The following is a 15,732-nucleotide window of genomic DNA, read 5'->3' on the forward strand; positions in this document are numbered from 1 at the left end:
AGGGGAGTACTTCCCACGAACCATTCCGGTCAGTACGGCGCGCCCGGCGCGCCTCGGGTGGTTGCCCATCAGGTGGTGGGTGAAGGAGACCTCGAACATGACGGTGTTCGAGGAGACCCCACATGAGCGAAGTGTCATACCTGTCCGCCGCCAGTGACCTGTCGTCGGTGGGCACGCCCACGCTGTGGGCGGTCACCATCATCGGCGTGCTCCTGCTGCTGGTGCTTGACTTCCTGGTCACGCGTCGCCCGCACGAGGTGTCGATGCGGGAGGCCATCGGCTGGTCGGCGTTCTACATCGCGCTGCCGCTGGCGTTCGGCGCCTGGATCTGGTCGCGCTTCGGCTCCCAGCAGGGCGTGGAATACCTCACCGGTTACCTGGTGGAGAAATCGCTCTCGGTCGACAACCTGTTCGTCTTCATGTTGCTGCTGGCCGCGTTCGCGGTGCCGGCGGTGCTCGCCCAGCGGGTGCTGCTCTACGGCATCGCCGGCGCGCTGGTGTTGCGGGCCGTCTTCATCGCCCTCGGCGCGGCGGCGTTGCAGACCCTCGACTTCGCCTTCCTGCTCTTCGCGATCATCCTCATCGCCACCGCGGTGAAGCTGCTGCGCGACGCCATGTCCGGGCATCAGCAGGAAGTCGACATCAACAACATGCGCGCGGTGAAGCTGCTGCGCCGGTTCATGCCGGTGGTCGACGACTACCACGGCACCAGGATGACCGTCCGGCAGGGCGCGAAGCGGGCACTCACCCCGTTCGCCCTGGTGGTCGTCGCGGTGCTGGCCACCGACATCGTCTTCGCTGTCGACTCGGTGCCGGCGGTCTACGGCATCACCGAGGACCCGTACCTGGTCTTCGCCACCAACGCGTTCGCCCTGCTCGGCCTGCGGGCGCTCTACTTCGTCCTGCACGCGGCCCTGAGCCGGCTGGTGCACCTCAGCTACGGCCTGGCCATCATCCTGGCGTTCATCGGCCTCAAGCTGGGTCTGCACTGGGCGCACGGCATCTGGGACAGCGTGCCGGAGATCCCCACCCTGGCCTCGCTCGGCGTGATCATCGGTGTGCTGGTGGTGGTCACCGTGACCAGCCTGCGCGCCACCCGCGGCGGCGACCTGCCCGAGGACCGCAAGGTGGTCGCGGAGCGGCACTGACCGCGCCCCGCCGGGGCGACGAGGAGGTACGCGGGAAAGCTCCCGCTCTCACCGGCGCGGGTGGTACGACTGTGCAATGGGAATCGTGTCACCGGGCTTTCAGGGTCGGCCCCGAACGCAGGAGCCGGCCCTGCCACCCGGTCAGTACCTGACCGAGGACTTCCCGGTGCTCTCGGCCGGCCCGACGCCCCGGGTCTCCCTGGACACCTGGGAGTTCGTCATCGCCGCCGAGAACGGCAGCGAGCACCGGTGGTCGTGGCAGGAGTTGATGGCCCTGCCGCAGGAGACGCCGATGGTGGACATCCACTGCGTCACCCGCTGGTCCAAGCTCGGCACCAACTGGCAGGGCGTCTCCCTGGACACGCTGCTCGCCGACGTGGACACGGGGGCGCACTTCGCGCTCGCGCACTCCTACGGCGGGTACACCACCAACCTGCCACTGGACGACCTGCGCGGCGGCCGGGCCTGGGTGGTGCACACCTTCGACGGCGCGCCGCTGCCCGCCGAGCACGGTGGGCCGGCGCGGTTGCTGGTGCCGCACCTGTACTTCTGGAAGTCCGCGAAGTGGGTGCGCGGCATCCGGCTCAAGACGATGGACGAGCCGGGGTTCTGGGAGACCGCCGGGTACCACGACTACGGCGACCCGTGGCGCGAACAGCGGTACCAGGGTGACTGAGCGCGCCGTGGCGACGAGCAGACCGCCCCGGACGGCCAACCGGTGGCAGGTGGCCCGGCTGGTGGAGCGCCGGGTGGAGACGCCGACCGCGCAGACCCTGGTGCTCGAGGTCCCGGACTGGCCGGGGCACCTGCCCGGGCAGCACGTCGACCTGCGACTGACCGCCCCGGACGGCTACCAGGCGGCCCGGTCGTACTCCATCGCCGGGCCCGTCGTGGACGGGCCGGGCGGGCCGCGCGTCGAGGTGACCGTCCAGCGTGTGCACGACGGCGAGGTGTCCCCGTACCTCATCGACGTTTTTGGTGACGGCGACCCGTTGGAGGTCCGCGGACCGCTCGGTGGTTGGTTCATCTGGCGGCCGGAGGAGACCGCGCCGGTGCAGCTCGTCGCCGGCGGTTCGGGCATCGTGCCGTTGATGGCGATGATCCGGGCCCGCCGGGCGGCCGGCAACAAGGCGCCGTTCCGGCTGATCTACTCGGTGCGCACCCCCGGCGACGTGATCTACGCCGACGAGCTGCGCCGCCGGGTCCGCGACGACTTCGGCCTGGACATCGCGTACGTCTACACCCGGGAGGCGCCCGAGGGTTGGCGCGGCGAACCGCACCGCATCGGGCTGGCCGACGTCAACACGCACGGCTGGCCACCGGACCTGCAACCGCTCACCTACGTCTGCGGCCCGACCGCGTTCGTGGAAACCGTGGCCGATCTGCTGGTGGGGCTCGGCCACCCGTCACGGCAGGTCAAGACCGAACGTTTCGGTCCCACCGGCTGACCGCTCGCCCCCGCAACGTCGAGGAGAACCGATGACCGAGATGTCGTACCTGGACGGCAACATGCTCGACGGCCCGATGCGCGAGCTGTTCACCGTGGACCTGAGCAGCGCGACGGGCCGCTGCGAAAGCTGCGGGATGACCGGCTCGATGGCCAGCCTGCACGTCTACTCGCACGCCCCGGGCCTCGTCGCGCGCTGCCCGTCCTGTGAGCAGGTGATGCTGCGGCTGGTCCGCGGGCCCGACCGGGCCTGGCTGGACATGCGCGGCACCACGTTCCTCCAGGTGCCGATGCCGATGGAGCAGCCCTTCCCCGGCCCGCTCTGACCGGCCCGGTCGGCGTTGCCCGCCGGAGGCAGAATGGCCGTGGCTGGCACAGTGGTTCGCCCGCTCGGCCAGGGGAAGCGGTCAACCCTTTCAGGCACCCAGGAGGTCGTAGGCCCGGGCGATGTCGTCGGCCCAGGGCGCGTCGTGGTCCCGTTCGAACGCGCGGTGCAGGCGGTCGCGGACGGTGTCTCGGCGTAACCAGTCGCCGAGGACGCCCGGCTTCGGACGGGCGAAGTTGAGGCTGCTGACCGCCGCGGCCAGGTGACGGTCCGCCGACGAGGTGAGCGTCGCGTCCCAGACCGCAAGGAACCGTTGCATCCGCTCCCCGGCCGCGCATGCCGCGTCGAGGAACGTCGCCGGGTCGGTGAACGACCCGAGCCGGGAGGGATGGTCCGCCAGCAACGACCGCCACACCGCGTCGAGGTACGCGTCGACGGCCTCCTGCTCGACGCGCGGCCAGGTGCGCCACTCCTGATGGGAGACCGTGCCCAGGACGATGACCGGGTACAGCTCCTCAGACACGAGCAGACGCTCAAGGAGTACGGGAAGCAGGCTCTTCACGTCATCACGGTCGCCGACCGTGCTGCCGAGGCTGATGGTCAGTGAGAACAGGTCGTGCTCGTCGACCATCACGGAGCCCTCACAGTGCGGACAACCGCCGAGCACCGCCCGGCGCGGGTACCGGGCGAACGCGTCCCGTACGCGGGCCAGGGCCGTGGTCAGCTCATCGTCCACCGGACGATTCTCGCACCGACGATCCACACGTTTACCGTGCCGTTCCGGCGAGCAGCCACCGCCGGACGGGAATCTCCAGCAGCACTCGCTCGCTGCCCAGGCCGACCTGTCGGCTGACGTCCCAGCCGTCGTACTTGCTCGCGAACGCCTCGACGACCGGGCTCGGGAACCCGTCGCGGTGCACGCGCGCGTCGCCCTCGGCCACGACCGGGGCGTCGCCCCCCTCCAGGGCCAGGGACACCCGTGGATCGGCCAGGACGTTGCGGACCTTGACGCTGCGGCTGTCGGCGCCGATCCACCAGGTCCCGGCGATGTGGACGAACCAGACCGGCGTCAGGTGAGGGGAGCCGTCGCGCCGCACCGTACACAGCCAGACGTTCCGCTCCCGACCGAGTCGCACCTCGACGTCGGTCGGCAGGACTGAGGGGGATGGGCTCACCGGGCCAGTGGATCACAGCGCCGCGCGGCCTGCCGAATACTCGGGTGCGGGCGACCCTACTCGTCCCTAGGCTTGCCGCTCCATGGACCGCGCGGCGTGCTGCCGGATCGGAGATGAGCGAAGCGATGACGTCCCACCTGTTCGCGATCAGCTACGACGCAGCCGACCCCGTCCGTCTCGGGCGGTTCTGGGCCGCGCTCCTGGGTCGGGAGATGGTGGCTGACCCACGGGACGGCGTCCTGGTCCTGCCCGGCGCCGACACCGAGCTTCGACTCCGCTTCGTGCCGGCCCAGCAGCCGAAGACCGTGCAGAACCGGATGCACGTCGATCTGACCAGCGGCTCCCTGGAGGAGCAGCAGCGGACGGTGGCCAGGGCGCTGGAGCTCGGCGGACAGCACACCGACGTCGGTCAGCTCCCGGAGGAGAGGCACGTGGTGCTCGCCGACCCCGAGGGCAACGAGTTCTGCGTGATCGAGCCGGGCAACAACTTCCTCGCCGGCTGCGGGTTCACGGGAGCGCTCGCCTGCGACGGCTCGCAGGCGGTCGGGTATTTCTGGAGCGAAGCGCTGGGATGGCCGCTGGTGTGGGACCAGGACGAGGAGACCGCGATCCAGTCGCCGCTCGGCGGCACGAAGATCACCTGGGGTGGGCCGCCGATGATGCCCAACGGCGGCAGGGACCGGCTGCACTTCGACGTGGCCCCGCCTGCCGACGGTGACCAGCGGGCCGAGGTCGACCGGCTGCTCTCGCTCGGGGCGACGCTCCTGCACGCCGGCGGGAGCGACACAGGCCGGGTGCTGATGGCCGATCCCGACGGCACCGCGTTCTGCCTGTTGAGGCCCCGACAGCCGGGGTCTACCGCGTGAAGTAGGCGGCGCTCTGCGGGTCCGCCGGGTAGTAGGACTCGATGGCGATCTCGTCGATCGTGACGTCCATCGGGGTGCCGAACGTGGTGATGGTGGAAAACAGCCGCAGCTCCCGTCCGTCGATCCGGAGGATCATCGGGATCACCACGTCGGCGTCGACCCGTTGGCCCACCGGGTCCTCGGGCACCTGGTGCAGCAGTTCTTCGTAGAGCGCGGTGAGTTCCGCGTCGGGGGCGATGGCGAGCTGGCGCGAGATCCGGGTGCGGAACACCGCTCGCACGTCTGCCAGATTGACGACCAGGGAAGCGAGCCCGCGCGGGTCCAGGCCCAGCCGCACCAGGTTCACCGGTGGCCGCAGCAGATCGGGCGCGACGCGCGCGAAGAACGGGTCCACCGCGCGGTTGGTCAGCACGATGTTCCACCGGCGGTCGAACGCCAGCGCCGGATAGGGCTCGTGCGCCTGGAGCACCCGGCGGACCGCGTCGAGGGCGGCCGACAGAGCGGTGTCGTCGAGCGGACGCTCCGCGTACCGGGGCGCGAAGCCGGCGGCGAGCAGCAGCCGATTGCGATCCCGCAGTGGCACGTGGAGCTGGTCGGCGAGCCGCAGGATCATGTCCGCGCTCGGCGTGGACCTCCCGGTCTCCACCAGGCTGACGTGACGAGCCGAGACGTCCGCGGCGATCGCCAGGTCGAGCTGGCTGAGCCCCCGGCGCTGCCGCCACTGCCGCAGGAGTGCCCCGACCGTGTACACGATCAGGAGCGTACTCATCGTCGCGCCGTACGCCATGAAGTGCGATTTCATCGACAACCGCCACGGCCGTGGAAACACTGGGGCCCATGACCACTGAGAACAAGGGCATCGTCCAACGGGCGCTGGCGGGGCTGATCGAGACGGGCGACGTGAACACCCTCGCCTCGTTCCTCAGCGACGACTTCCTCCACCACCGGTCGGATGCGACCACCTCGACCAAGGCGGAATGGCTCGCCGCTGTCCATGCCGCGCTCGGCCCGACCGCCGGCATGCAGGTCGAGATCCTTCACCTGCTGGCCGACACCGATCACGTCGTGGTGCACTCGCGACGCCGGCTACCCGACGCGGGACCGGAGATCGTGGTCGTCGACGTCCTGCGGGTCGCCGACGGGCTGATCGCCGAGGTATGGGAAATCATCGAACCCGTGGCCCAGACCGCCGTCAACGCGGCGTGGTGGGAACCAGCGCGCCTCTAGATCGGCGGCGTGCGGCCGGTGCGGACGGCGTACGCCCGCTTCATCTTGATGTAGTTGCCGCACCCGGCCATCGAGCACCAGCGGCGGGCCTGGTTGCGGGAGGAGTCGTAGTAGGCCCAGCGGCACGTGTCGCGGGCGCAGACCTTGAGCCGCGCCCAGGCGCCGGCCTCGGCGGCCCGGCGGACGGCGTCGACAAGACCGGCAACGGCCTGGCCCAGGGGAGTGCCGGCGGTGGTGACCAGGCGGTGGCCGTCGTCCGCGAAGCGCAGCGTGACGGGCAGCCCGGCCAGCGCCCGGTTGAGTCGGTCGAGCGCGCCCGGGTCGGCCTGGTGGCCGGCGTGGCCGAGCAGCACCGCGCGCAGGCCCTCCCGGACCGTGACGGCCAGGTCGAGGTCCGCGGGCCCGAGGTGCGTGCCGGCCGGCATCAGCTGCCGTTCGACGAACCAGTCGCGGAGGTGGTCGGGGCTGGTCAGCGTCTCGTGGTCGATCTGCTGCTCGACGGTGTTGACGAAGTCCCGGATCAGCCGGGCGGCGGCCGGCACCGCTGCGTCGTCGTCCACCGACCACCTCCCTCTTCTTGACACCACCGTATCGCCTTGACAGGTGTCAAATCGCCTGCGAGGGCCGGAACTACACCAGTGAAATGGTTTTGCTGGTGTGATGTCGGTCGGGAAGGGCGGCTCGTGGCCTCCACGCTCAGGGACGTGGCCCGGCTCGCCGGGGTGTCGGTGAAGACCGTCTCCAACGTGGTCAACGGCTATCCCCACGTGAGCCCCGACGTGCGACGTCGGGTCGAGGCGGCCGTCGCCGAGCTGCACTACCGGCCGAACGCGTCCGCCCGGAACCTGCGCACCGGGCGCACCGGCGTGCTCGCCCTCGTCCTACCGACCACCGACCTGCCGTACGCCGGCGACCTCGCCCGTGCGGTCGTCCACGCTGCGGCACAGCAGGGTTACCGCGTCGTCGTCGCGCACGAAGATCAGCCCACGTCGTCGGGCCTGCACGACGCCCGCATGATCCCCGTGGACGGCGTCCTGGTCGGTGCCCCCGTCACGCCGGGCGAAGTGGGCCGAGCTGTCGCCGCCACCGGCCCACCCGTCGTGCTGATCGGCAGCGCACCCCCCGATCAGCGGTGCGACCGGGTCAGCATCGATGTCGCCCAGGCCGCCGAGGACGCGACGAACCATCTGCTGCGCGCTGGTCGCCGCCGGATCGCCGCGATCGGTGAGCGCCCCGCAGTCAGCCCGCACCCGGGTACGCCCGGATACCACCGGGCGCTCCGTCGGGCCGGGCTGGCGCCGGTGCCCGGTCGGCTGCTGCCGGCGCAGCACCACCGCCGGGCCGACGGCTACCGGGCCGCCCGCGAACTGCTCGTCGGCCCGGATCGCCCGGACGCGATCCTCTGCTCCTCCGACCCGCTCGCCATCGGTGCGATGCGGGCCGCCTTCGACGTCGGGCTGCGCGTCCCGGACGACGTCGCGGTGATCGGCATCGGCGACATTGAGGAGGGGCGCTACTCGCGGCCCACCCTGAGCACCGTCGCTGTGGACACCGGCTTTCTCGCCCGGGAGGCCGTGGCCCGCCTCGCCGTCCGGATCGGCCAACCCGACGCCGCGCTCGCCGACATCGTCGCGCCGCACACCGTGCTGCCCCGGGAGAGCACCGACGCCACGCCGCGGTGACGCGGGGCGACGGCCGGCCGCCGGTTGGACAACGGCGGCGTCGGTCGGTCAGAGTGGTCCGCCGTGAGGTACCTGCGTACCGGTGGTCCCGCCGCGATCCGGCGGCCCCGGCCCACCGACTCCGACGAGTTCGTCGCCGCCGTGCGGCGCAGCCACGACCTGCACCACCCGTGGTTGGTCGCGCCTGGCAGCCCCGAGGAGTACGACAGCTACCTGCGCCGGATCCGCCGCCGGGACAGCGCCGGCTACCTGATCTGTGACCGGGCCAGTGGCGAGATCGCCGGCTACGTGAACATCAGCGGGATCGTGCTGGGCGCGCTGCGCGGCGGGTTCCTGGGGTACGCGGCGTTCCGGCCGTACAGCGGGACCGGGCACGCGTCGGCGGGCGTCGCCCTGGTGATCGACCACGCGTTCACCACGGTGGGGCTGCACCGGTTGGAGGCGAACATCCAGCCGGGCAACGAGCCGTCCCGGCGGGTGGCCCGCAAGCTCGGCTTCCGGCTGGAGGGCTTCTCCCCGGACTACCTGTTCATCGACGGCGCCTGGCGCGACCACGAGCGTTGGGCGATCACCGCGCCCTCGGCGTGAGCGGGTCGGCCGCCGAGCCCGACGGGTCGCGGACCCACCGCTGAGCGGCGCGGCAACAGCTTTCACCCGGAGCGGGTGATGACTCCTGGTAGTCGATGCTCCTACGGTGGGTGTCATGTCTGCCGTGCGTGCGACCCCTGCCGATCCCACCCCCGGCCTGCTCGTCGCGGACGGGGACAGCGGCGACCAACGAGCTATTCCGCCCGAGCTGGGCCCCGATTCCCTCGCGGTGCTCAGTGGGCCCACGTTCCTCTACTCCAACGCGTGCGGGGATGTCCCGACAGGCAGCATCGGCGGGCTCATCCACTTGGACACCCGCCTGATCAGCGGCTGGAACCTGACCGTCAACGGCGGCGAGCTGCTAGTGCTGCGCTCCGAGACGATCGACCACTACTCCGCCCAGCACGTGCTCACCAACCCGGAGCTGCCCGGGCTGCCGCCGAACGCTCTGGGCCTGCGGCGGCTGCGCTACGTCGGCGACGGTTTTCACGAGCGCGTGGGGCTGGTCTCGTTCCGGTTGGAGCCGGTCCGGGTGGAGCTGCGGTTGGCCGTCGCCGCCGACTTCGCCGACCTGTTCGAGGTCAAGTCGACGGTCCGGGACCGCTCCGCCGAGATCACCCGTGATCACGCCGCCGACGGGTCCGAGCTGTGTTTCTCCTATCGGCGCGGCGACTTCTCCGCGCAGACCCGGGTGTGCTGCTCAAGGCCGGCAGATCGCATCGAGGGCGACGACCTGATCTGGGAGCTGGATCTGGGCCCCCGCGAGGAGTGGCAGGTCGACCTGCACGTTCCGCTGCCACCCGGGATGGGGGTCGTCGAGCCGGTCCGGGGCGACATCGCCGACATCGTCCACGGCCGGGCCGACGACCCGCTGCGCCGGTGGACCGAGGACCGGGCGGTGCTGAGCAGCGACAACGTGCCGCTCGAGCGCACCGTACGCCAGTCCCGCGACGACCTGTCGGCGCTGCGGCTCGACCTGGAGGTCAAGGGCCAGCGGATCATGCTGCCCGGTGCGGGACTGCCCTGGTTCCTCGCCGTCTTCGGACGGGACACCCTGATCACCGCCTACCAGACGTTGGTCGCCGGGCCTGCGCTGGCGAGGGGCGCGCTGCTCGCCCTTGCCCGCCTCCAGGGCGACACGTGCGACGACTTCACCGACGAGGAACCCGGCAAGATCCTGCACGAGGTACGCAGCGGTGAGCTGACCCGCAGTGGCGAGAAACCGTACGGGCCGTACTACGGCACCGCCGATGCCACCCAACTCTGGCTGATCCTGCTCTCCGAGTACTGGCGCTGGACCGGTGACGACGAGACTGTCCGACTCCTGCGGGGCAACGCGGTGGCGGCGCTGCGCTGGATCGACGACTACGGCGACCGGGACGGCGACGGCTACGTCGAGTACGCGACCCGGTCGCCCGAGGGGCTGGGCAACCAGTGCTGGCGGGACTCCCCGGACGGCGTCTGCTTCGCCGACGGCAGGATCCCCGTCCTCCCGCTGGCCACCTCCGACCTGCAGGGCTACACCTACGACGCCAAACTTCGACTGGCCGAGTTGTTCGACGGGCCGTTGGACGACCCCACGTTGGCGCGCCGGCTGCGCGACGAGGCCAACACCCTGCACGCGCGGTTCAACCAGGACTTCTGGATCGAGGAGCGGGGCGGCTACTACGCGGTCGCGCTGGACGGCGACAAGAACCGCGTCGATTCCAAGACGTCGAACATGGGTCACCTGCTGTGGAGCGGAATCGTGCCGCCGGAGCGGGCCGACGCGGTGGTGCGACAACTCATGTCGCCGGACATGTTCTCCGGTTGGGGCATCCGCACCCTGTCCCGGGAGGAGCGGCTCTACAACGCCCTCGGCTACCACCTGGGCACGGTCTGGCCGCACGACAACTCGATCGCCGCGCTCGGCCTGGCCCGGTACGGCTACCGGGCCGAGTCGAACCGGATCAGCCTGGCGATGTTCGAGGCGGCCGAGCAGTTCGGCCACCGGTTGCCGGAGGCGCTCAGCGGGTTCGACCGGGAACGGCTGCTGTTCGCCGTGCCGTACCCGACCGCGTGCAGCCCGCAGGCCTGGGCGGCCGGCACGCCGCTGGCCCTGATCCGCGCCATGCTCGGCATCAACCCGGTCGAGGGCCGGTTGGTGCTCGACCCGGACATCCCCGAGGAACTGGGGCGGATCACTGCCGACCGGGTGCGGGCCTTCGGTCAGGAGTGGGGCGTGGAGGCGGTGCGCACCAGCGGCCACGTCCGGCTCCAACCCAGCTGACCTCGGCTGGCGCGTCCGACGTTTGTCCCGGGCTCCGACGGGAAACGGCCCGCAATGACGAAACCTCGTGTGGTGATCGTGGGGGCCGGGTTCGCCGGTTACCACGCGGCGAAGACGTTGAGCCGGATCGCCCGGGACCGGGCCGAGATCGTGCTGCTGAACTCCACCGACTACTTCCTCTACCTGCCGTTGCTGCCCGAGGTGGCGGCCGGGGTGGTCGAGCCCAAACGGATCGCGGTGCCGCTGACCGGGACGCTCAAGGGCGTACGCGTGGTGATCGGCGAGGCGGACCACGTCGACCTGCAGAACCGCTGGGTCGGCTTCACCCAGGCCGAGGGGGAGAAGAACCGGCTGGCGTACGACCGGTTGGTGCTCGCCGTGGGCAGCGTCAACAAGCTGCTGCCCATCCCGGGGGTCACCGAGTACGCGCACGGCTTCCGCGGCCTGCCCGAGGCCGTCTACCTGCACGACCACATCGTTCGTCAGCTTGAGCTGGCCGAGCAGGCCGAGGACCCGGCCGAGCAGCAGGCCCGGTCCACGTTCGTGGTGGTCGGCGCGGGCTACACCGGCACCGAGGTCGCCGCGCACGGGCAGCTGTTCACCGACGCGCTGCACGCCCAGCGGCCCCGGCTCACCGTCCGCCCCCGCTGGATGCTGCTCGACGTCGCGTCGCGGGTGCTGCCGGAGCTGGACAAGCGGATGTCGGACACCTCGCACAAGGTGCTCAACCGGCGTGGGGTGGACGTGCGGATGGGCACCTCGGTGGCCGAGGCGACCTGCGACGGGGTGAAGCTCACCGACGGCGAGTACGTGCCGACGTGCACTCTGGTGTGGTGTGTGGGGGTGCGCCCCGACCCGTTCGTCAACGAGCTGGGCCTGCGGACCGACCGGGGTCGACTGGTCACCGACGAGTTCCTCAACGTCCCCGGCTATCCGGAGGTGTACGCGTGCGGCGACGCCGCCGCGGTGCCCGACCTGGTGAACCCGGGCAAGGTCTGCGGGATGACCGCCCAGCACGCGCAGCGCCAGGGCAAGCGTGCGGCGTACAACATCGCCGCGTCCTACGGTTTCGGCAAGCGCAAGCCGTACAAGCACCACGACCTGGGCTGGGTCGTCGACCTGGGTGGCAAGGACGCGGCGGCGAACCCGTTGCACGTCAACCTGGGCGGGCTGCCGGCCAAGGCGGTCACCCGGGCGTACCACCTGATGGCGATGCCGGGAAACCGTACGCGGGTCACCGCCGACTGGGCGCTGGACGCCGCGCTGACCCGGTCGGCGGTCCAGCTGGGGTTGGTGCCGGCCAACGCGGTGCCGTTGGAGAGCACCTCACCCGAGGTCGCGACCCGGGCCCGCTGAACCTCGCACCACCCGGCCGGTCAGCCCTGCGGGGCGGGACCGGCCGGTCGGCGTGACCGCGGTTGCGGACCGGCGGGTGGGGCGGGCCGGAGTCGGCGTGGCCCGTACTCGCGCAGCAGGGTCTGCACGATGCCGGCGGCGGGGATGGCCAGCAGCGCGCCGAGCAGGCCGGCCAGCTCCGCGGCGAGCAGCACGCTGACCAGCACGGTCAGCGGGTTGAGCCGGACCGCCCGGGACAGGATGAGCGGCTGGAGCAGGTGGTTCTCCACCTGCTGGTAGACCACGAAGAAGACGAGCACGACGATCCCGGCCGTGGGGGAGTGCAGGAAGCCGGCCCCGGCCGCGATCACCGCGCCCAACGTCGCACCGACCAGCGGTATCAGGTCGGTCACCGCCACCAGCAGGGCGATCACGGCCGCGAACGGCACGCCGGTGAGGGCCAGCACCACGTAGGTCAACACCCCGCAGATCACGCTGATCAGCAGGTTGCCGGTGAGGTAACCGGTGACGGTGCGCGACACCTCCCGGCCCACCCGGCGCAGCCGGTCGCCCTGACCGTCCCCGGCCGCCGCGAGCAGGCCGCGGGTGATCCGCGGCGCCTCCAACACCATGAGGTACGCCAACACGACGACCGTGACCAGCCCGGCGACCGTCTCGACGACGCCGCGCAGCACGCCCACCGCGGGTTGACGCAGTCGGGTCCCCAGGTCGCGGAGCTGGTCGGAGTGTTCGCTGACGTAGCGTCGCGCGCCGGTGCGCTCCAGCAGTTGTCCCAGCGGACCCTGGCCGGCGCGGGCGTCGTGCAGCAGCTCGGGCGCCCGGTCGGCGAACCGGCCCAGCTCCCCGAACAACGGCACCAGGATGAGCGCGGCCAGGAGCGCCACCAGCACGAACGCGGCGAGGAACACCAGCAGCGTGGCCAGGGCCCGACGCCGCACGAGACGCCGTTGCAGCCGGTCCACGAGGGGCTTGAGCGCCACGGCGAAGAACGCGGCGACCACGACCCAGACCAGCACCCGGCGGGTCGCGTACACGAACGCCAGCGCGAACGCGGTCGCCAGGACCAGGCCGATCACGATCAGGGTGTGCCGGGCGGTCACCCGATCGTCGGCGTTGCTCATCCGCCGCGCCTTCCCCGCGCTCGCCGTCGGAAACCCGGCATTGTGGGCGCGACCGGTGTGTTCTGGTCCAGACGCGAGCCGGCGGGGCGTAGGTGCTCAGCGGTCGTCGTCGGTGACGGGGTGGGCGCCGGCGACGAAGGTGTCGAGCGCGGCGGCGTGCAGCAGACCGCCGGGCACCGGGTCACGCAGGGCCGCCACCGCCAGCCGCCCGACCGGCAGACCTCCGGGGCGCGACGTCGCGGCCAGCACCAGGTTTCCGTACCGCCGGCCCCGCAGCATCCGCCGGTCGCCGAGGACGCACACGTCGGCGAAGACCGCCCGCAACGTGGCCACCTGCGCCCGGGTGCCGACCAGTGGCGGCAGGTCCGTGACGTTGACCAGGTACGTCCCGCCCGGGCGGAGGGTGCGGGCCACGTCGGCGGCGAACTCGACGGTGCGCACGTGCCGGGGCATCTGGGCCGCCCGGTAGATGTCGGCGATCACCAGGTCGTAGGAACCGGCCGGGGTGGCGGTGAGCGCGTCCCGGGCGTCGGCGACCTCCACCCGCACCTGCGGCGGCAGCGGCGGCAACTCCCGGGCGACCAGCTCCACCACGGCGGGGTCCCGCTCGACGACTTGTTGCGGGGAGCCGGGCCGGGTGGCGGCCAGCCACCGGGGCAGCGTCAACGCGCCGCCACCCAGGTGCAGAACGCTCAACGGGACGCCGGCCGGGGCCGCCACCTCCACCGCCGAGGCGATCCTTCGGACGTACTCGAAGTGCAGGTGCCGGGGATCGGAGACATCCACGTACGACTGCTCGACCCCGGCGGACAGCAGTGTCCGCCCGGTCCGGCGGACCGGGTCGGCGACCAGCTCCAGCCGGTCGGCGGCGCGGTTCATGAGCGGCACGCTAGCCGAACCCACGGTCCACGACGCCGGTGACCCGGCACGGCCGACGGGCCGGCGGAGCGGGGATGCTCCCCGTCCGCCGGCCCGCCCGGGTCAGGGCTGCCGGTCAGCCGCCGGCCATCCCGGCCCCCACCTCGTCGATCGCGTCGTCGATCTGGTGGGCGAGGTCCACGTCGAGCGCGGTCACCCCGTCGGCCTGACTGGTCCGTACGGTCAACACGGCGGCGGTGCCACCGGGGCGTCCGATGCTCGGGCCGCGGCCGTTGTCCTGGCGCAGCCGGTCGAGCCGGGCGAGCACCCGGTCCAGGTTGTCCGGTGGCAGCGCGACCACCCGGTAGAGGCCCTGACTGTCGCCGGCCCAGTACGGCAGGTCGTCCAGTGCCGCACTGATCTCGTCCGCGCCCAGGGTGGGCGTGGTGGTGGAGGCGCCCACGAGGCCGCCGCCGGCCTCCGGTGGGTTCAGCAGGTCCCGCAGACCGTCGGGTACGTGCAACGACTCGACCAGGTCGCCGTCCTGCTCGGCGAGCGCGGCAATCGTCGCCTCGGCCTGGTAGCGGGCCTGCTCCGGGGTGTTGCCGCTGATCCGACCCACCTCGGCCAGGAAGCCGGGCAGGTCCCGGTGCCGCTCGATGCCGTCGACCGGCAGCACGTCGTGCAGGGACGCGGGCACGGCCGCGAGCAGCCGCTGCCGCTCGGCCGCCTCCAGCGCGAACGCGAGGACCAGCACTGTCGCCTCGGTGCCCACCTTGGCCGTCTTGAAGTCGACCCCGGCCCGACGTCGGACCTCGTCGACCAGGTCGTGGTAGCCCATGCTGCGCACGCCGGCCGCGCCACTGGGCGGGGACGGCTGCGGCCGCGGGTTGTCGGCGCTGCCGAGCGGCGGCGGTGCCGGCCCGCCACGCGTGCTGTCCGGCTTGTGCGGCCCGGCCGCCGGCGGGCCGGCTCGCTTGCCCGCATCGAGGCTCTTGAGCTGCTTGGAGGCGCTCAGGCTGGCACCGATCTCACTGGGTTGGCGACTCTGTTCGCGGGCCTGCCGGGCCAGAGCCCGGCGCCTCTGGTTGTCGCCTTCCATCTGCTTGCGCATGCTGGCATCCCTTCCGCTGGGGATCGTGGCTGCTCCGGTCGCCTTCCCGCCGTCCCCGAGAAGGAAACGGAGGCCGCCGGCCGGGTCGGACCGACCTGCGCCACGCTTCATCCGGCCGGGGTGAGGGGTGCTCACCCGCACGGCCCGCACGATCGGCTCAGGACCGGAGTTCTTCCGAGGTACGCGGAAGGAAGGTCGTCATGAAGCAGATCGTCGAGATCGTCCCCGCTCGACCCGGCTGGTACGCGCGCTGGCAACTCACGGCCGATCTCACCAGGTGTTACCCGGTGAGCCTGTGGGCGCTGCTCGAGGAGGCCGACGGGACCGGCCGTGAGGTGGTCGGCATGGACTGCATCGGCCAGTGGCCCGGCGCGGACGACAACGAGGCGGGTGGGCAGTTCGTCCGCTACCTGTACCAGACGCCCGATTCGGGACAGCCCGAGGACGTCGAACCGCCCTCGACCGGCGAGCTGCGTGAGAGCGGACCCCGGCTCCAGGCGATGACGGCACCCTAGACATTCCTCCGGCCCCCGACCCCAGGTCCCAGGGTCGGGGG

At 71.8% G+C, this 15,732-nt stretch carries 18 protein-coding genes; 11 read left to right on the top strand and 7 right to left on the bottom strand.

The features are described 5' to 3' along the window. Positions 1-122: 122 nt before the first annotated feature. The 4 genes from HNR22_RS02285 (at position 123) to HNR22_RS02300 (ending at position 2,921) form a co-directional block, all read left to right on the top strand. A complete protein-coding gene (locus HNR22_RS02285) occupies positions 123-1,148 on the top strand; it encodes a TerC/Alx family metal homeostasis membrane protein (RefSeq protein ID WP_179778797.1) in 1,026 nt (341 codons plus the stop codon). A 76-nt stretch (positions 1,149-1,224) separates the two neighbouring features. Further along, complete coding sequence (locus HNR22_RS02290) at positions 1,225-1,824, top strand: sulfite oxidase-like oxidoreductase (protein ID WP_099852975.1); 600 nt, start codon at positions 1,225-1,227, stop codon at positions 1,822-1,824. Positions 1,825-1,831: 7 nt separating this feature from the next. Next, positions 1,832-2,596, top strand: coding sequence for an FAD-binding oxidoreductase (locus tag HNR22_RS02295; RefSeq protein ID WP_179778798.1), 765 nt, complete (start codon positions 1,832-1,834; stop codon positions 2,594-2,596). A gap of 31 nt (positions 2,597-2,627) precedes the next feature. After that, a complete protein-coding gene (locus HNR22_RS02300) occupies positions 2,628-2,921 on the top strand; it encodes a DUF6510 family protein (protein ID WP_088947944.1) in 294 nt (97 codons plus the stop codon). Between the two features lie 90 nt (positions 2,922-3,011). On the opposite strand, the gene HNR22_RS02305 is transcribed toward HNR22_RS02300, so the two are convergent. Both HNR22_RS02305 and HNR22_RS02310 read right to left on the bottom strand, forming a co-directional pair. Continuing rightward, on the bottom strand, positions 3,012-3,656 hold the full coding sequence (locus HNR22_RS02305; protein ID WP_179778799.1) for a hypothetical protein: 645 nt from the start codon (positions 3,654-3,656) through the stop codon (positions 3,012-3,014). Between the two features lie 31 nt (positions 3,657-3,687). Then, positions 3,688-4,095, bottom strand: coding sequence for a pyridoxamine 5'-phosphate oxidase family protein (locus HNR22_RS02310; protein ID WP_179778800.1), 408 nt, complete (start codon positions 4,093-4,095; stop codon positions 3,688-3,690). Positions 4,096-4,220: 125 nt separating this feature from the next. Here HNR22_RS02310 and HNR22_RS02315 point away from each other — a divergent pair, with 125 nt between their 5' ends. Further along, positions 4,221-4,961 carry a VOC family protein gene (locus HNR22_RS02315; RefSeq protein ID WP_179778801.1) on the top strand — a complete coding sequence of 247 codons (741 nt, stop codon included), beginning with the start codon at positions 4,221-4,223 and terminating at the stop codon, positions 4,959-4,961. Here the strand turns inward: HNR22_RS02315 and HNR22_RS02320 are convergent. Beyond that, positions 4,951-5,730, bottom strand: a complete 780-nt coding sequence (locus tag HNR22_RS02320; protein ID WP_218906136.1) for a helix-turn-helix domain-containing protein — start codon at positions 5,728-5,730, stop codon at positions 4,951-4,953. The two genes, HNR22_RS02315 and HNR22_RS02320, sit on opposite strands and share 11 nt — an antisense overlap. 68 nt (positions 5,731-5,798) lie before the next feature. Between HNR22_RS02320 and HNR22_RS02325 the strand changes: the two genes are divergently transcribed. After that, positions 5,799-6,188, top strand: coding sequence for a nuclear transport factor 2 family protein (locus HNR22_RS02325; protein ID WP_179778802.1), 390 nt, complete (start codon positions 5,799-5,801; stop codon positions 6,186-6,188). On the opposite strand, the gene HNR22_RS02330 is transcribed toward HNR22_RS02325, so the two are convergent. Further along, positions 6,185-6,748, bottom strand: a complete 564-nt coding sequence (locus HNR22_RS02330; RefSeq protein WP_179778804.1) for an ABATE domain-containing protein — start codon at positions 6,746-6,748, stop codon at positions 6,185-6,187. The genes HNR22_RS02325 and HNR22_RS02330 overlap by 4 nt on opposite strands. Positions 6,749-6,871: 123 nt before the next feature. Between HNR22_RS02330 and HNR22_RS02335 the strand changes: the two genes are divergently transcribed. The 4 genes from HNR22_RS02335 (at position 6,872) to HNR22_RS02350 (ending at position 12,083) form a co-directional block, all read left to right on the top strand. After that, the gene (locus tag HNR22_RS02335) at positions 6,872-7,870 is read left to right on the top strand and encodes a substrate-binding domain-containing protein (RefSeq protein ID WP_179778806.1); all 999 of its coding nucleotides are present in this window, start codon (positions 6,872-6,874) and stop codon (positions 7,868-7,870) included. 63 nt (positions 7,871-7,933) lie between these two features. Further along, entirely contained in the window at positions 7,934-8,458 is a 525-nt protein-coding gene (locus HNR22_RS02340; RefSeq protein WP_343059648.1) for a GNAT family N-acetyltransferase, read from the top strand. A gap of 115 nt (positions 8,459-8,573) precedes the next feature. Then, positions 8,574-10,727, top strand: a complete 2,154-nt coding sequence (locus HNR22_RS02345; protein ID WP_179778809.1) for an amylo-alpha-1,6-glucosidase — start codon at positions 8,574-8,576, stop codon at positions 10,725-10,727. A 54-nt stretch (positions 10,728-10,781) separates the two neighbouring features. Beyond that, a complete protein-coding gene (locus tag HNR22_RS02350; RefSeq protein ID WP_179778810.1) occupies positions 10,782-12,083 on the top strand; it encodes an NAD(P)/FAD-dependent oxidoreductase in 1,302 nt (433 codons plus the stop codon). A 20-nt stretch (positions 12,084-12,103) separates the two neighbouring features. Here HNR22_RS02350 and HNR22_RS02355 read toward each other — a convergent pair whose 3' ends face one another. The 3 genes from HNR22_RS02355 to HNR22_RS02365 all read right to left on the bottom strand — a co-directional run bounded on the left by HNR22_RS02355 (position 12,104) and on the right by HNR22_RS02365 (position 15,176). Then, complete coding sequence (locus tag HNR22_RS02355) at positions 12,104-13,204, bottom strand: AI-2E family transporter (protein ID WP_179778811.1); 1,101 nt, start codon at positions 13,202-13,204, stop codon at positions 12,104-12,106. Between the two features lie 96 nt (positions 13,205-13,300). Continuing rightward, positions 13,301-14,083 (bottom strand): spermidine synthase, encoded by a 783-nt coding sequence (locus HNR22_RS02360; protein ID WP_179778812.1) that lies wholly within the window; start codon positions 14,081-14,083, stop codon positions 13,301-13,303. Positions 14,084-14,198: 115 nt separating this feature from the next. Continuing rightward, positions 14,199-15,176 (bottom strand): DUF2267 domain-containing protein, encoded by a 978-nt coding sequence (locus HNR22_RS02365; RefSeq protein ID WP_179778814.1) that lies wholly within the window; start codon positions 15,174-15,176, stop codon positions 14,199-14,201. 200 nt (positions 15,177-15,376) lie between these two features. Here HNR22_RS02365 and HNR22_RS02370 point away from each other — a divergent pair, with 200 nt between their 5' ends. Next, complete coding sequence (locus HNR22_RS02370) at positions 15,377-15,691, top strand: hypothetical protein (RefSeq protein ID WP_179778815.1); 315 nt, start codon at positions 15,377-15,379, stop codon at positions 15,689-15,691. The last annotated feature ends 41 nt before the right edge of the window (positions 15,692-15,732 follow it).

The organism is Micromonospora jinlongensis, from assembly GCF_013410645.1.
GTDB lineage: Bacteria > Actinomycetota > Actinomycetes > Mycobacteriales > Micromonosporaceae > Micromonospora > Micromonospora zamorensis.

Bases quoted from the DNA above. Each gene is read 5' to 3' on its own strand.
- HNR22_RS02285 (WP_179778797.1), top strand. From the start codon at position 123: ATGAGCGAAGTGTCATACCTGTCCGCCGCCAGTGACCTGTCGTCGGTG.
- HNR22_RS02290 (WP_099852975.1), top strand. From the start codon at position 1,225: ATGGGAATCGTGTCACCGGGCTTTCAGGGTCGGCCCCGAACGCAGGAG.
- HNR22_RS02300 (WP_088947944.1), top strand. From the start codon at position 2,628: ATGACCGAGATGTCGTACCTGGACGGCAACATGCTCGACGGCCCGATG.
- HNR22_RS02315 (WP_179778801.1), top strand. From the start codon at position 4,221: ATGACGTCCCACCTGTTCGCGATCAGCTACGACGCAGCCGACCCCGTC.
- HNR22_RS02320 (WP_218906136.1), bottom strand. From the start codon at position 5,730: ATGAGTACGCTCCTGATCGTGTACACGGTCGGGGCACTCCTGCGGCAG.
- HNR22_RS02325 (WP_179778802.1), top strand. From the start codon at position 5,799: ATGACCACTGAGAACAAGGGCATCGTCCAACGGGCGCTGGCGGGGCTG.
- HNR22_RS02345 (WP_179778809.1), top strand. From the start codon at position 8,574: ATGTCTGCCGTGCGTGCGACCCCTGCCGATCCCACCCCCGGCCTGCTC.
- HNR22_RS02350 (WP_179778810.1), top strand. From the start codon at position 10,782: ATGACGAAACCTCGTGTGGTGATCGTGGGGGCCGGGTTCGCCGGTTAC.
- HNR22_RS02355 (WP_179778811.1), bottom strand. From the start codon at position 13,204: ATGAGCAACGCCGACGATCGGGTGACCGCCCGGCACACCCTGATCGTG.
- HNR22_RS02360 (WP_179778812.1), bottom strand. From the start codon at position 14,083: ATGAACCGCGCCGCCGACCGGCTGGAGCTGGTCGCCGACCCGGTCCGC.
- HNR22_RS02365 (WP_179778814.1), bottom strand. From the start codon at position 15,176: ATGCGCAAGCAGATGGAAGGCGACAACCAGAGGCGCCGGGCTCTGGCC.
- HNR22_RS02370 (WP_179778815.1), top strand. From the start codon at position 15,377: ATGAAGCAGATCGTCGAGATCGTCCCCGCTCGACCCGGCTGGTACGCG.